The following is a 15,667-nucleotide window of genomic DNA, read 5'->3' as shown; positions in this document are numbered from 1 at the left end:
TAGTCACCGCCGCGCTGCACCTTTTAAAACTATTCAGCGGCGTGCTGAAGCTCCCGCCGCAACTCTTGCCGTACCAGCTCAGCCCCCGCCTGCAGCGCTTTGAGTTTGCCGCTGGCCACTGCGCGTGGCAGCGGCGCCATGCCGCAGTTGGTGCAGGGATATAACTTGTCGGCGTCAACATACTGCAGTGCTTGTCTGAGTGTCGCCGCGACTTCTTCCGGCGTTTCAATGGCGTGGTTTGCTACATCAATAGCGCCGACCATCACTTTTTTACCGCGTAAGAGCGCCAGCAATTCCAGCGGCACCCTCGAGTTGTGGCATTCCAGCGACACGATATCGATGTTGGATTGCTGTAGTTTCGGGAAAATTGCTTCGTATTGGCGCCATTCACTGCCAAGTGTTTGTTTCCAGTCAGTGTTGGCTTTGATGCCGTAGCCGTAACAGATATGCACCGCGGTTTGGCACGGCAAGCCTTCGATAGCGCGCTCCAGCGCGGCGATGCCCCAGTCGTTCACTTCGTCGAAAAACACGTTAAAGGCTGGTTCATCAAACTGGATGATATCGACACCGGCAGCGGCCAGTTCATGTGCTTCGGCATTCAGAATGGCGGCGAACTCAAAGGCTAATTCCTTGCGGCTTTGATAATGCGCGTCGTACAGCGTGTCGATCATCGTCATTGGGCCGGGCAGCGCCCATTTGATTGGCTTGCTGGTCTGGCTGCGCAAAAACTTGGCGTCTTCGACAAACACCGGTTTGATGCGGGCAACAGGGCCGACAACAGTCGGTACGCTGGCGTCATAACGGTTGCGGATGCGCACGGTCTGGCGCTTCTCGAAATCGACGCCGGCTAAATGCTCAATAAAAGTGGTGACAAAATGCTGGCGGCTTTGTTCGCCGTCACTGACGATATCAATACCGGCTTGTTGTTGCTCGTGCAGCGCCAGCCGCAGCGCGTCCTGTTTGCCGGCATGCAGCTGGTCGCCTTCAAGCTTCCACGGCGACCACAAAGTTTCGGGTTCGGCCAGCCAGGTTGGTTTCGGTAAGCTGCCGGCGGTGGAGGTAGGTAATAAAATGCTCATGATCAATGCCTTTAATTATTAAAACCGGAAGTTAAGCGCAGCTGGCAGCCCATTGTTCCAGCAGGGTTTTATAGGGTTTTACAAAATACTCTTCAGCAAATTTGCCTTGTTTCACGGCCAGCTGGCTGCGCTCTTCGCGGTCATAACGGATCCGGGTTAACGAATGCGCCTGGCTGTTAAGCTTCGGCTGATAACTTTGCCCGGCCACGGCGTGGGCGTTGTAAATCTCCGGCCGGTAAATCTTCTGAAAGGTTTCCATCGTGCTGATGGTGGCGATGAGCTCCAGATTGCTGTAGTCGTTCAGCAGGTCGCCAAAGAAATAAAACGCCAGCGGCGCGACGCTGTTGTGCGGCATGAAATAACGCACATTGAGGCCCATTTTTTTAAAATATTGCTCGGTTAACGAGGTGTCATTCGGCAGATATTCCACCCCCAGCACCGGGTGACAATTGGCGCTGCGCTGATAAATTTTGTTGTCCGACACGCTTAAACAAATCACCGGCAGCTTATGAAAATGCTGCTGATACACGCTGGAGCGGACAAACTGGCGGAACAGCCGGCCGTGCAAATCACCAAAATCCGCCGGAATGCTGAACTGTGGCTGGTTTTTATTGTGTTCGGGCAGCAAGACACTGAAATCATAATCGCGCACATAAGACGAAAAATTATTGCCGACCAGGCCGTTGATCCGCTCACCCGTGTGGTGGTCCAGAATGCTGGTTTGCAGCACTTCAATCGACGGAAAGGCGCTGGTGGCGCCGGCGAGATGAATATCCACCGACACAATGTCCAGCTCGACGCTGTAACGGTCGCCGGCCGGGTTGTCCCAATGCGCCAGCGAATTAAAGCGGTGATTGATCATCGCCAGCGTGTTGCGCAAATTCTGCTGCCGCGCGTCACCCCGCGCCAGATTGGCGAAGTTGGTGGTCAGCCGCGTATGGTCTGCCGGCTGATAATCTTCATTAAACGGCTGGCGTTCAATGCTAAAGGTTAAGTCGGTTGCGGTGTGGATCTGCGCGGCCATCAGTGGTTCTCCTGTTTGCTGCAGCACTGCTGCATTTTATTTGGACGGCTAAGCGTCTAAATTGCTATTGAGAGAACTGTATACGGCGAACGCCGGAATGAATAATGAAAAATCAGCCATTGTGCTTGAGAGAAATTCAAGCAGTCTGGTTGGGCCGGCTGTTTGCCGGGCTGTAGTATCGGCGTTACTGCAACCCGTTGATTAATGTGGGGCCTACGCTGTTCTACGAGTGCCTGAATGTGCGGCGGTACCGAATTTCATCGTCGCACCATATCCCAGTCGACGGCAGCGTTGCCGGCGTCTGCGCTGTGCGATTAGCAATAAACCGCCGCATATACTTAACCAAGATACAGCGCCGCCGGAACTGCTTTCAGTGACTGGCTTCGATGGCTGTGTCGGTTCTGTAGGTCCTGTGCCAGGGCTGCTGACTTGATTGCTGTGTTTGGATGCATCGTGTGGATAAGAATCCAGCCAATCTGAGACGCCGTCGTTGTCATCGTCGGTGTCCGCATTGTCGCCGATTTTGTCTTGATCCTGATCACGCCATTCCAGTGCATTTTTCGGGAACAAATCAACGTTATCAGGTGCTTCATCATTGTCGTCATCCGGATCGGCATTGTCGCCGATCCGGTCAGCGTCAAAATCGGCAAATTCATCCGGATGCAACGGGAAGATGTCGTCTTTATTCAGCACACCGTCTTTATCGAAATCGCCGTCGTCGAGATTGGCTGTGACATAAGGTCCGCCAAAACTAGGTAATTGCAGCTTACTGCCAATAAAGAGGCGATCTTGGGCAGCAACAACCGGTAACGGGTTATTGAGATCGGCAACATGATGGGTAAAGACGGGCTCGGCCGAGGCAGCATTCAGAGAAAAACGGCTGAGTTGTTCCACAAAGTCTAATTCTGACGAGTGCTGGTAGGTCGTGATATAGAGGTCCTGACCGATTTGGTTATTGAAGTTAAAACTGTACCCAGTCTGAGCCTCACCTACGGCAACAGTCCCAGCGCTGCTACCATCGGATCGCCATAAGCGGATTTTCCCGAAGTCGTCTTTGCCGGTAAACAATAAATGGCGGAAATCACTGCTGACCTGCAGGTGGCTAAAGCCATCAATCTGACTGGGTGGCGGAGGTAATTTCAGCACAGGAACAGTCCCTTGTGGTGTGCCATTACTGCGCATAATGATGTTATTTATGACATAGGCAATCCCATCCTGAAAACGGACAACATCATAAGGATTGTTGGCTTCTGCCAAATCAGTCAGCTGGTTTTGGTCCCAATACCATAAGCGTGTAGCCGGAGTTTCTGTGGTAACAAAGATCCCGGTCGCGCCGGCCTGTAACCGGCCCAGTGTGACGCGTGACTGGTCGGCTGCGACTGGCAGCGAAAACGCTATTTTCGTACCAGCAACTGTGCCATCCGTTTTGAACACTTGTGCTGACTGCTCCTGCGTCGTCACTGCGAATAAATCGAGAGTAAAATACAGCTCGTTGTTTAATTGGGTGGTTTGGCTGATCAGGCCCGATGTCAGCATTGATTTGGCAAAATTGGTGATGGGTATGGTACCTGCTGTGGTGCCATCACTGACCCATAGTTGGCAGCTGACTGCAGTTTCAGTCCCGGCCGGTGCCTGGAAATAGTAATTAGCGCCGATACTTTGCGCACGGAAACCATAGTTGCCATTGCTTTGGCAGCTTTTGGGCACTGCATCCAACACTTTGTGTAATGTGGCGTTTTGCTTATGGTAAAACATCAAATCATAAGCAAACGGCTGTGTTTTGTTGCGCACCCAGAGATAGAGACCATGACTGGCGAGGACCATGGGTAACTCCGAATCCAATTCACTATCTGGCCACTCCGCGATAAAGCTGCTGCGTAGCGTGATGGCGTCAGTTTTCCATAATTGCACGTCGGACATATTGCCTTCGACGCCACCACCGGTTTTGTACCATTTATGGTCCTGCAGGCGAAACACTGTGCTGCCGTCAGTAACCATTTGGCCGACATGGGCGTTGGGCAAGCCAAAAGCTACATCTTTACTCAGTGCAGTGCCCGCGACAGTGCCGTCGGTGCGCCACAGCTCCATCCCGGCCGCTTCGTTGTATGCCGTATAATAAAAATCGTCTTTGCCAAAGGCCCAGGCGTGGCGTGTCCACAGCGAGTATGGCAAGCCAGTATTGTCAGATATTTTGATTGTACCGGCCTTGGTACCGTCACTGACCCAAAGTTCAGAGGTTTGGACTTTGCTGGAAGGTTGATCATGTTGATAGCGCATTAACAGCATCTTGTTGCCTTTGCTTGCGACAATTTTTTGGTCAAAAAAGCGTGCAAATTCAAAGACGAAAATTTCTTTTGGGCTGTTACTGCCATCCAGTTCCATTAGCTTGGCGTTTAAACGCTGATTATCCGTGACCAGCGTGGCGGTAAAATAGATTTTGTTTTGTAAGGCTGTCAGGTTTCTGGGTTCGGTTAACATCCCCATTTCGACTTTTTTTGCGTCACCTTTACCGTGTTGTGCGATGACATAAAGGTCTTTGCCGGCGAGAACCAGATTATCACCAAGACTGATTGCTTCGAGGCCGCTGAATTGGCTATTGATGGCGTAGGAGCCTGCATCTGTACCATCGCTGTACCAAAGCCCTTTTTCAGTATTCAGAATGACGCCATCCCGATACGGGAGAAAGGCGATATCAGCGTTGATTTTTGCCGTTATAGCTTTTAACAGCACGGCTTTGTGTTGTTCAGTGATAGTCCAAAGCGCACTGGTGCCATCCGGAGATTTGGCAATCAAAAACAATTTGTTAGCGGTCTGACTAAAGTTTTGCGGTGAGGAATAACATATGCTTCCTTCACACAATGGGACTTCTTCGGTGCCTTCTATCGAACCGTTACTGCGCCATAACCCGGCTTTTTTTGTTGTGTTGTTGACTCCGGGAAAGTACGCATAGTTACCCAACTGGCTCATTTTCTGGCTTTCTCGTGTCATGGTGCTTTCCTGCAGCAGGGCTTTTTGCCCCAAAATGTTGCCGTTCAGGTCTGCAACGGTGAAGCCTTTGAAGTGTTTAAAATACATTAGTCGGTCGTTCAGCACATAATAGGAGCGATTCCAATAGTCTGAAGTGATGCGGTCTGTTGCCACTCTGGCGACCCGATTGGTTTTAGTATCGAGCCGCCAGATATCATTGCCTTGAACAGCTTTGCGTTCAGAATGTGGAGCCTGTTGGGTCATCGTTCCGTCGGAGAAGAACAGATAGTCCCCATATCTTTGAAAGTATTCCGGGGCGCTGGAATCGCTTTTCACCAGTTTTCGGCTGGGGTCCAGTTCAAATACTTGTTGTGGCGCGGCATGGAGACAAAAGCTGTAGCCAATAGAGAATAAAGCAAAAAGTAGTTTACGCATTCAAAGTTCCTTTTTCAGGCTGACTGCGGCAGTGCTGTTTATTGCAGTCTGAACCGGCAATTAGCTTTCCTGATGTATTGTTGCTACCACGATGCCGTGAACTTAAATTACTCAATTGATAGAATCAAGCTATTTTGGGTACAAAACGTCGGGTTTCTCAAGCTTACTACCAGCGGCTTTACGCTTTAAATCAAAAAGTTATTGTTTTTTCACTCCCGGAGTGTTTGCTGCTTCTTGTCCATTAGAGGCGGTAATGGCTACTGGCACCGGCTGCGGCAGCAGCCCTGCCACATTAGCATGTGGGATCACTTTGATTTGGTTTTCGTGATACACAAACAGATAACTGACGCTGCGGGCGATGATTTGGATTTGTTCCATTCGCATGGTTTTGTTGTCGTCGAACACCGGGTAAATCAGGCTCAGGTTAAACCGTGGTGTGGTGCCGGCTTTAATGGCTCTGGACTGACTTATTGCTTCCATCAGCGCGACATCCATCAGAAACAACACTGGCAAACTGGCAAACATATACAGGCTCAGGCGCTGGTAACGTGGTTTATAAAAGCGGTCCGACAGCCGGGCATAACCGCGAAAACGTTGCCGCGCAATACGGTCCAGCCACAGTAGCAGATAGACACCGAGCGTCCAGAAGACAAACTGCAGAATGGTCCAGGGATTGCTCAACGCAGCCAGCAAGAAATCGGAGATCTCCAGATAAGGCAACACAGCAAAATCAAATTTGTCGAACAACGACACGACAAAAATCATCCCAAGCAAGCTACAAAACAAATAACTGCCGGTCAGCAGCAGGGCGGGTTGTGACAACAGATATTGGCCGGTGCGCCGGGCGAACGAATCGACTTTCTGGTCATAAACATCGCCATGCAGTAACGGTGTTGCCGGTTGCGCGGCAGTTTCTGTCTGCGCCAGCGCGCCGGTCTGGCCCTGTTCTGTGTTCATTTACAACTAACCTGCAACAAAGACATGGTTGGATAACATCATATTCAACAGCGAAACTCAAGGTGGTGAGGGATTTGGCCATGCCGCCAACTTCTTACCGATAAAGTGGCAGGCGCTGCCGCTATTCCGTTATATCCATATTGACTAATGCACCTGGCATCTATATAAATGCGAACGATTTTTATTAACGCTGAGAATTGTGATGAAACTGGCAAAGCTGTTACTGGCGCTGACAAGCGCGGGCATGTGTGCACAATGGGCTGTGGCTGAAACAACCGGCGATACGGCGGAAATTGAACGTATTCAGGTGTCGTCGATTCGGGCGGCTTATCCGGTCAGCACAGTGCCGGCCACTATCACGGTGATTGAGCAGGAGCAGCTGAAGTCGCAATTAGCTGTGACGCAGGACTTATCACAAATTCTGGGCAATTTAATCCCAGCCTTTTCACCCAGCCGGCAGAAACTGACCGCCAATGGCGAGACGCTGCGGGGCCGTGAGCCGCTGTATATGATTGACGGCGTGCCGCAATCGACGCCGCTGCGCAATGGCTCACGTGACGGCAATACCATTGACCCGGCGATGATTGAACGCATTGAAATTATCCGTGGCGCCAACGCCATTCAGGGCATGGGCGCCAGCGGCGGCATTATTAATATCATCACTAAAACACCGGGCGAACAAAGCCATCAGCTGAAACTGGCCGGTTCAGTGCCAACCGCCGGCGGCTCTGATACTCAGAGTTATCGCGGCAGCTATTTGTTTTCTAAGCAATTTGACGAAGTGTCGTTGGTCAGCGGCATCGCTTATAACAAAACCGGTTTGTATCTGGATGGCAACGGTACGCCGATTGGTGTCGACACCACGCAGGGCGATACGATGGATTCGGATAGTGTCGATTTGTTTTTAAAGACCAAATGGCAATTCAGCGACGTGCAAAGCATTCAGCTGATGGTCAATCACTTTGACCTCGAAGGCAACAACGACTACAAACCGGTCGACGGCAAACCGGCGGACGGCATTCCGACTACGTCAGTGCCGGGCAAAACGCCGGGTTATGGTGCGCAGAATAAAGTGACATCGGCGTCGCTGGATTATCAGCATCAGCAAGTATTCGGTGGCAGCCTCAGCCTGCAGTTGTTCGCGCAGGATTTCAGTTCGATGTTTGGCGGCAGCAGCGCGGCTACTTTCCAGGACCCAAAATACGGCGCCAATTTATTTGATCAGTCGCAGAACGTGTCAGAAAAAGTGGGCGCCCGCGCCACCTGGTTTGGCACTGATTTGCTCGGTACCGACATTGATTTAAGTACCGGTCTCGACTGGCTGCAGGATCTGACCTATCAGGAACTGGTGATGACCGGCCGTAACTGGGTGCCGGAAACCGAATTTACCAACTATGCGCCTTTTGCCCAGCTGCGTTACGACGGCCTGGCCGGCTGGACTTTCAGCGCCGGTGCGCGTTATGAATACGGTCAGCTGCAAGTGGATGATTTCACTACTTTATATTCCAGCAAAAGTTCTTTTGTTAAAGGCGGTCAGCCGAGCTTTAACGAATTGCTGCATAACTTTGGTGTGGTGCATCAGCTGACGCCGGAACTGCGGCTGTACGCCAGCTACAACGAAGGTTTTGGCATGCCGGACGTTGGCCGGGTGCTGCGTGCTATTAACAAACCAAATCAGTCAGTGGCGCAGTTCCTGAACCTGCAGCCGGTGGTGTCAGACAACGCCGAGTTGGGTCTGGAATACAGCACAGACGACTACCGCCTGCAGCTGAGTTATTTCACTTCGGATTCGGACTTAGGTTCACGCCTGCAAGCCGACAAAGACGGCATCTACAGCGTGATGCGGGAGAAAACCGAAATCGCCGGTTTTGAAGCCGACGGTGAATGGAACTACAGCAACGCCGGCAGTCTGGGTTTCAGTTATGCCCGCAGCCAAGGTCAATACGACAGCAACAATGACGGCCGCACCGACCGCGATTTAGGTGGCGTCAATATCGCGCCGGAACGCGTCAACCTGTATTGGTTGCAGGAGTGGACCGATGGTGTGTCGAGCCGCCTGCAGGTCAGCCGTTATTCCGACTTAAGTTTTAACGACGGTACGTCTTTTGACGGTTATCAGACGCTGGACGGCTCGGTACGGTTTGACTCTGGCGCCAACGGCGTCTGGACCTTAGGCATCGAGAACCTGCTCGATAAGCAGTACATCACTTATTACGCCCAGACCACACCAGCCAACAGCACTTATTTTGCAGGCCTTGGCCGTATGTTACAGCTGAGCTGGCAATATGGTTTTTAATTGGGCGCTGTGCTGCTTATGAACCTGCTGCGTAGCCGGTTCTGGCATCGCTTGCTCGGGCTTTGGCTCGGCGCTGTGTTGCTGCTGGTCTGTCTGACCGGCAGCATTTTGTTATTTAAAAATCCGCTGCTGCAATGGCTTTATCCGCAGCTGCAAATCAGTTTGGTCGACGACCCGCAGGCGCAAGGCCGGGTGCTGGATAGCCTGGACCAAAGCCAATATGGTTTTGCCCGGTTGCCGCATACAGAACGGCCCTGGCTGGAGTTGTCGCGCCACGACGGCACGCTGGAATACTGGGCCGTACCAGCTAATGCAGCCGAAACACCGCAGCTGCTGCTAAGCCGTGCGCCATACAGCGATGTGCTGGACTGGTGTTATCAGCTGCATTTATATCTGTTGGTCAAATCCTGGAAACATCAGCTGACTGGTATCGTCGGGATCGCTGCTTTGTTGTTGCTCATCGCCGGGCTGAAAACCCAATGGCCACGGCGCTGGCGGATGCTGAAATGGCCGCTGCGCAGTCGTGCCTTACCAGGCTGGCAACGGGACCGGCAATGGCATTATCTGATTGGGGTATTCAGCCTGCCGTTGTTACTGTTGGTAATTCTCACCGGCACTGCGATGGCCTACAACGCGCAGACTCAGCAATTTATCAGCTGGTTGCTGCAAGACCCGCCGCAGCCAAAGGCGGCGCCGGAGCCGGCGTTCCAGGCCACAACTTTGACCGCTGCCAACTGGGGGCTATGGCTGAGTACTGCCCGTAAGGTTTTGCCGGACGCGCAGCTGCGCCTGGCCAGTTTTCGCAAATCCCCGACCGATGCAGTGCAATTCCGTGCTCAGCTGCCCGAAGAATGGCATCCGAATGGCCGGACTGTGCTGCGGCTGGCGCCGGATGGCAGTCTGTTATCGCTGCAACGGGCTACAGAGCTGGCGCCGGGGCGCCAGCTCAGTCAGCTGATTTATCCGCTGCATGTCGCCGCTGTTGGCGGGCCGCTGTATCTATGGTTGTTATGCGTGAGCGGCTTGTTGCCTGCGCTGCTGTGGTGGTTCGGCTGGCGCTGGCGCCAGGGCCGGTTGCAAAAAGAATCCGCTCCGGCCGCGCAGCGCTGAGTCTGGCGCTGATTTCACGGCGCCTTACCATCATTTAAAACGCATACCGCACTTTGGCCGTCCACAGGCTTTGGTTTGGGCTTTGCCACAGGTCAGCGACCGCCGGCAGCCAGGCTTCTTGCGGCTGCTGCCCCGGCGTATACAATGCACCGCCGCGGTTGTACACCAGATACAGGTCGGAATAAGCGCCGATTTTGTAACGCAGTTTAAACTGCGCGGTCAGGCGCTGGTCGTTGAAGCTGTTGTCCGGCGCGCCTGGGTCGGCAAATAACTGGCGCTGGCGGATTTGCCAAATCTGCTGGCTGCGCGCGTCCAATAAGGCCCATTGTAACTGCAGGCCAAATTCCAGCTGGTCGGTCAGCAAGCCGGCGATTTTAAAGTTGCTGGCGAATAATTCACTGTCGTAACTACTGAACTGATTCAGCCGGTTGCCTATCAGCCAGCCGTCGCCTTCGCGGTAAAAGTTATTAAAATTCAGCGTCCAGTTGGCGTGTGGTAACCAGGTCAGGTCCAGGCCAAACTGCCGTGCCAGGCCGTCAAAGCCTTGTTCATCCAGCTGGATACTGGCAGCCCAGGTCAGCTGACCGACATATGGGCTGATATACATCAGGCGCTGGCTCCAGGCGGAGGGCAGCGCAAAAGCCTCGCTGGCATAACCGATATTGTCCTGCCAGCCGCCGGTTTGATATACCAGCTGCAGTTCGGTCTGGGCGCCGTTGCCATGCAGCAGCGCCAGCAGATAGTCCTGTTTGGCGGCAAGTTTTAAACCGGTATCGTCGGTTTGGTAGCTCAGTCGTACTTTGTGCTTCAACCGGCTCAGGCCGGCAAAATCCGGGCTGATGGCATAACTGCCAAGCAGCGCCTGCTCACGCCAATTATTGCGCTGCATATAACCTAAGTCGTTGTTATCAAATGTATCGTCCAGCCGTTGCAGCTCAAAGCCAAGGTCAAACAGCGGCGTAAACTGATATTTACCGCTGGCAAACAGGGCTAAACCGCGCTGGTTTTCATCCATTGCCTGTGGCTGTCCGGCGGGTTGTTGCTGGCGGATAAAACTTTGCGCCAGCGCGCTTTGAAAGGACCAGCTGCTGCTTTGATATTGGCTGTCCCAGGTTAGCGTGTCGGCTTCGCGTTGCAGGCCCGGTCTTTCGGTGCGGGTCGCCAGCAGGCCACTTTGCCAGTGCTCATCCCGCCAGGTGGTGCGGGCGGCATAAAAGGCTTTGCCGGCGCCTGATGCCAACGAATCTTCGTGTACGGCAAAAGCGCCGACATTGATGGATTCGCCCTGATGGGTGGCACGCAGGGCCGCGTCAATCGGCGTGATAAAAGTGCTGCCGTCGTCGCTGCCGGCACCGATGCGCCGGGTGTGGATCATCTGGCTGTCATTGAGCGATAAGGTACTGAACAGGCTGAGATCCTGAGTAAAAAACGGCCTTTTGTCGGTGTACAGCGTTTCGACATTGCTGTAATTGAGCACCAGCTCGTCGCTGTCGACCTGACCAAAATCCGGGTTCAGTGCCAGGCTGATTTGCTGGTGATGGGCCGGTTGGTAAATCAAATCGAGGCCGGCTTCAGTGTTGCTTTGCCGCGCCAGCGCATCATATTGTTGGGTCAGATACGGCAGCACCTGCCAGTGCGCCTGTGCCGGCACTTCAGCGGCCAGTTTCGGCATGCCGAGGTAAAAATCGCTGTGAGCCAGGCTTTGGGCCTGAGTGCCGTACACATGATTTTTCGCTAAATCATAGAGTTGTACCGAGACGCCAATCTTTGACTGACCGTCGGCCTGCACTCGGTGGCGAAACGACACCGAACTCCAGGGTAAAAAGAATTCGCTGGTCCAATATTGCTCGGTCTCGACATGCGCCACTTGCCAGATGCCGTCCCAGTCTTCGTCTGTGGTCAGTTGCGGCGTCATCGCCGAATCCTGAATACCGCCGCCAAGTGTCATCGAAAACAAATAGGCGGCGCTGCCATCGCCGGCGAAATCGACGATGATGTTGTTAAAGTCGGCCTGCATAAAAGCGTCCTGCAGGTTGTATTGTTTTTGTCGCGCACCTTTGGCCTGTAAATTGGTAATGCCGACATAAATCCCCTCCGCGTTACTGAACACACGAACCTGCGCTTTATCCTGATGCGCGCTGCGGCTGGCCGGCACCACCTGATAAAAAGTGTTGAACTGCTGCGCCTGTTGCCACTGCGGTTCGTCAAAACGGCCGTCGATGACGATATCCGGCGCGCTATTCGGAGTAGTGGCGGCGCTGGTGCCGGGCAGGCTCAGCAGGGTGGTTACAATAAACAACAAAGGGTGGCGCGTTTTTCGTGGTGATGGTGTGAACAGCTGCATAAGGGCTCAGCAAAAAATGAAAACAGACCGGCATTGCAGCAGGTTGGCGGGCTGATTTTTCTGAATTTTTCCTGAAGAATGCTGTGTAAAGCCTTTGTTGCATTGACTTTCAGCGGTGGCAGCCTGAGGATCAGCTACATCGTCAGTCTGGTACCTTGGGTACTGCAAACACACAGCAGAGCGTGATTTGTCAGCAGCTTTTTTACCGCCAAATTCAGCTTCGGTCAGCACAGCGCCTGCTGTGATCTGGCGTTTTGCGGATTTTGAATTTCAGCCGGCGCAGGATCTGTTGCTGTATGTACCGGACGGCACGACGAGCAAACTGGAGCCGAAGGTCGCTGAGTTATTGCTGTTATTCCTGCAACAGCCGGGCGAGGTGCTGAGCCAGGACTTCTTACAACAAAGTCTGTGGCCGTATTTAGTGGTTGAGCAGAACAGCCTGTATCAGCTGTTGACCAAACTCAGAAAACTGCTAGACGACGCCAGCCGGCAGCCGCGTTATATCAAGACGATTCCGAAAAAAGGCTATTGTTTTATCGCGCCAGTGACAGCGCTGACGAAGGCAGAACCCGCTGCAGCGGCTTCGCCTGTTATCAGTGCTGCGCCCGTCCTGACACCCGACCCCGTCAACTCAATCACGCGCCGGTGGCAGCTTTCGGCCTGGCCACGCTGGCAGCTGTATGGCTCCGCCTTGGTATTGCTGGCGGCCATTGCCGGCTTTCGCGCTGTGGCGTCTTTTGGCACTGATAAACCGGCCGCGCCGCCACAATATGAAGTGCAGGAGGTCAGTTATGCACTTGGCACTGAGTTTGATGTCGACGCGCACCCGCTCGCCGACTTGCTGGCTTATGTCAAAGATGTGTATAGCCTTGAAATCACCGACAAAACGGGCCAGGTGTTGTATCAGCAGCGTTTTAGTGAGCGCATCGTTAAACCGGCCTGGCACGACAGCCAGAAGCTGCTGGCGTTCTGGCATTTCCGCGAAGACAGCTGTGAATTACAGATCCGCTCCGCCACTGGTGCCGTCAGTCATATCGCCGACCCTGTTGCTTGTTTGCAGGTGCAAAAGCCGGTCTGGCAGCAGTCTGTAACAAATGCGGCGGAGGAGCTGGTGCTGGTGTTGCAGCAAAAACAGCAGCAACAAAAACAATGGCTGGCTTATTTGTACCGCACTGCGACCCGTGAATGGGTGCCGATCCCGGTGCCACTAAAGCCCGGGCAACAGCTGGTCAGTGCGGTCAAAGGCTGGCAGGGCGAAGTGTTTTATCTGCTCAAAGATGCCCAGCATCAGAGCCTGCTCATCGACATCAGCGGTCAGGTCAAACTGCGCTGGTCTTATCCGGTCTGGCTGATTGCCTTTGACCCGACGCAAGGCGTGATGGTCACCAACGACAATGCCAAACACACGTCTTTATTGGCCAAAGCGCCGGACGGCCGGCAATATGCAGTATTTAATACGGCGCAGGGGCTGTTTACCAGCCTTGGCATCGACCAGCGCGGCCGGCTTTTTACCGGCCTTGAGGCCTGGCAAGTGGATATCCGTGACAAAGACAATCTGCCGGTGTTTTCCACCTCCAGCATCGATTATCTGCCGGTCAGCAACAGCCTTGGCGAAACCGCCTTTATGTCCAGACGCAGCGGCGTTTGCGAGGTGTATTTGCATAGCCAGGGCCGGGTGCAGCAATTGTCGCAGTATCAGGGTTACGACTTTGTCAATTTCCTCGAATGGCGGCCTGACTTGTCGATGCTGCTGTCCAATCGCGATTTGGATATCGTGTTATACGACCGGCAAAATACGCTGCTGCAATTTGCCAGTCAGGCGCAGAGCACGCTGTTGAACCTCGGCTGGGTCGACAATGAGCGGTTATTTTCCTTTGATGGTAAGACGTTACGGCTGTATAACCTGCAGGGCCGGCTGCTGCAGCAACAGGCGCTGGCTGCTGACAATGTGTATTTTGATACGGCGCAGCAGCGCTGGCTGGTGCACCGGGACCTCGGCTGGTATCAGACGCGCAGCGCTGACATCGACGTCAAAAAGCTGCAGTTATTGCAGCAGCTGCAACCGCAGCAAGCGCATCAGATGCAGAATATCCGTATCCGCGGCAATCAGCTGTACTGGCAGTCGGATTGGTCAAAACATGACTATATCTGGCGGCTGGCGCTCACTGACATGGCGAGCGGTTCGCAACACAAAGCAGCTGAAGCGGTGCAGCTGGTGAAAAGCGGCAATCTGATTTGGCATTTTGATGTGACGCCTTATGGCGACCTGACCATCGCGCAAATGGATGCCATGCAGGGTGACATTAAAATGCTAAAACCTGTTGCGACAAAGCCGCAATAACCGGATGATTCAATAACGCTTTTTGTCCCGCACGGCACAGGACTGGCCATGTTACACGACCATCTGTTGTTTTTTTTCTCGGCGCTCGGCGCTTTTAATGGCGTGACGCTGGCGCTTTATCTGTGGCTGACCGGCACATCTGCTTTGGCGCAACGGGCGCTGGCGGTGCTGATCCTGATGGTCAGTGTGCGCACCGGCAAATCGGTGGCGTTTTATTTTCTGCCGGATACGCCGGCACCGGTGATGCAGGCAGGTTTAACTGCCTGTTTGCTGATTGGCCCGGCGTTGTATTTTTATACCCGCGCCAGTCTGACACCAACACTTGGCCGCATTGAAGTCTGGCACGCCAGCGCGCTGGGGGTGATTGCGCTGGCGCTGAATCTGCTGTGGCCATATGCCGCCCACGCATCTGTCTGGCATGGCCCTATTGTCAGCACGGTAAACTGGCTGTGGCTGGGCTATCTGCTCGCCAGCACGGCTTTGTTGTTGCAACAGCGCCGCTGTTTGCCTTCTGGCAATGCGCGCTGGTTGTTGTTTGCAGTGCACGGTGGTTTGTGGCTGATTTGGCTGGCTTATTTCACTTCCGGTTTCACCTCTTATATCGTCGGCGCTTTGTCGTTTTCCTTTGTGCTGTACCTGTGTGTGGCCATCGGCTGGGCCTGGCGGCAAGGGCAGGCTCCGGTGGAGCCTTATCAGGACCGGCGTATTCCAGGCGCTGAAGCTGAGGCCGAGCTGCAGGCTTTGGCTGATTTGATGGCGCGCGAAAAGCTTTATCTGGACCCGGCCCTGACGCTGGCGCGCTTAGCCCGCCGTTGTGGCTTGCCGCAGGCGCGGCTGTCGCAGTTACTGAATGACAATAACGGCACTTCGTTTAAGCAGTACATCGCGTTGTTACGGGTGGGCGAAACTCAACGCCTCCTGCTGGAACAACCTGGCCAGACGCTGGAAGCCATCGCTGAAGCGGCCGGCTTTCAGTCGCTGTCAACCTTCTACGCCGCGTTCAAAAAGGCCAATGCATGCACCCCCGCTGCGTTTCGCGAGCGTCATCTGACTACTAAAACAGCTTTCAGTAGTACGGAAACCGCTGACAAGACAGTAGGTTAACTAACTTCTG

Annotated in this window: 9 protein-coding genes; 4 read left to right on the top strand and 5 right to left on the bottom strand. The window is 53.7% G+C overall.

The features are described 5' to 3' along the window. Positions 1-29: 29 nt before the first annotated feature. From ABNT34_RS09985 to ABNT34_RS09970, 4 genes are all read right to left on the bottom strand, one after another. Positions 30-1,079, bottom strand: coding sequence for a methionine synthase (locus ABNT34_RS09985; protein ID WP_348731175.1), 1,050 nt, complete (start codon positions 1,077-1,079; stop codon positions 30-32). 31 nt (positions 1,080-1,110) lie between these two features. Beyond that, positions 1,111-2,103 (bottom strand): DUF1852 domain-containing protein, encoded by a 993-nt coding sequence (locus tag ABNT34_RS09980; RefSeq protein ID WP_348731173.1) that lies wholly within the window; start codon positions 2,101-2,103, stop codon positions 1,111-1,113. A gap of 213 nt (positions 2,104-2,316) precedes the next feature. Then, positions 2,317-5,505, bottom strand: a complete 3,189-nt coding sequence (locus ABNT34_RS09975) for a thrombospondin type 3 repeat-containing protein (protein ID WP_348731171.1) — start codon at positions 5,503-5,505, stop codon at positions 2,317-2,319. Positions 5,506-5,703: 198 nt separating this feature from the next. Further along, on the bottom strand, positions 5,704-6,462 hold the full coding sequence (locus ABNT34_RS09970; protein ID WP_348731169.1) for a hypothetical protein: 759 nt from the start codon (positions 6,460-6,462) through the stop codon (positions 5,704-5,706). A gap of 202 nt (positions 6,463-6,664) precedes the next feature. On the opposite strand from ABNT34_RS09970, the gene ABNT34_RS09965 reads away from it, so the two are divergent. Both ABNT34_RS09965 and ABNT34_RS09960 read left to right on the top strand, forming a co-directional pair. After that, complete coding sequence (locus tag ABNT34_RS09965; RefSeq protein WP_348731167.1) at positions 6,665-8,758, top strand: TonB-dependent receptor; 2,094 nt, start codon at positions 6,665-6,667, stop codon at positions 8,756-8,758. Between the two features lie 18 nt (positions 8,759-8,776). Continuing rightward, the gene (locus ABNT34_RS09960; RefSeq protein ID WP_348731165.1) at positions 8,777-9,868 is read left to right on the top strand and encodes a PepSY-associated TM helix domain-containing protein; all 1,092 of its coding nucleotides are present in this window, start codon (positions 8,777-8,779) and stop codon (positions 9,866-9,868) included. A gap of 34 nt (positions 9,869-9,902) precedes the next feature. On the opposite strand, the gene ABNT34_RS09955 is transcribed toward ABNT34_RS09960, so the two are convergent. Continuing rightward, complete coding sequence (locus ABNT34_RS09955) at positions 9,903-12,212, bottom strand: DUF5916 domain-containing protein (RefSeq protein ID WP_348731163.1); 2,310 nt, start codon at positions 12,210-12,212, stop codon at positions 9,903-9,905. A 187-nt stretch (positions 12,213-12,399) separates the two neighbouring features. Between ABNT34_RS09955 and ABNT34_RS09950 the strand changes: the two genes are divergently transcribed. Both ABNT34_RS09950 and ABNT34_RS09945 read left to right on the top strand, forming a co-directional pair. Next, on the top strand, positions 12,400-14,553 hold the full coding sequence (locus tag ABNT34_RS09950) for a winged helix-turn-helix domain-containing protein (RefSeq protein ID WP_348731161.1): 2,154 nt from the start codon (positions 12,400-12,402) through the stop codon (positions 14,551-14,553). A gap of 48 nt (positions 14,554-14,601) precedes the next feature. Beyond that, on the top strand, positions 14,602-15,657 hold the full coding sequence (locus ABNT34_RS09945; protein ID WP_348731159.1) for a helix-turn-helix domain-containing protein: 1,056 nt from the start codon (positions 14,602-14,604) through the stop codon (positions 15,655-15,657). The last annotated feature ends 10 nt before the right edge of the window (positions 15,658-15,667 follow it).

The organism is Rheinheimera texasensis, assembly GCF_964031785.1.
Lineage (GTDB): Bacteria > Pseudomonadota > Gammaproteobacteria > Enterobacterales > Alteromonadaceae > Pararheinheimera > Pararheinheimera texasensis_A.
This window is presented reverse-complemented; position numbering and strand designations above follow the sequence as displayed.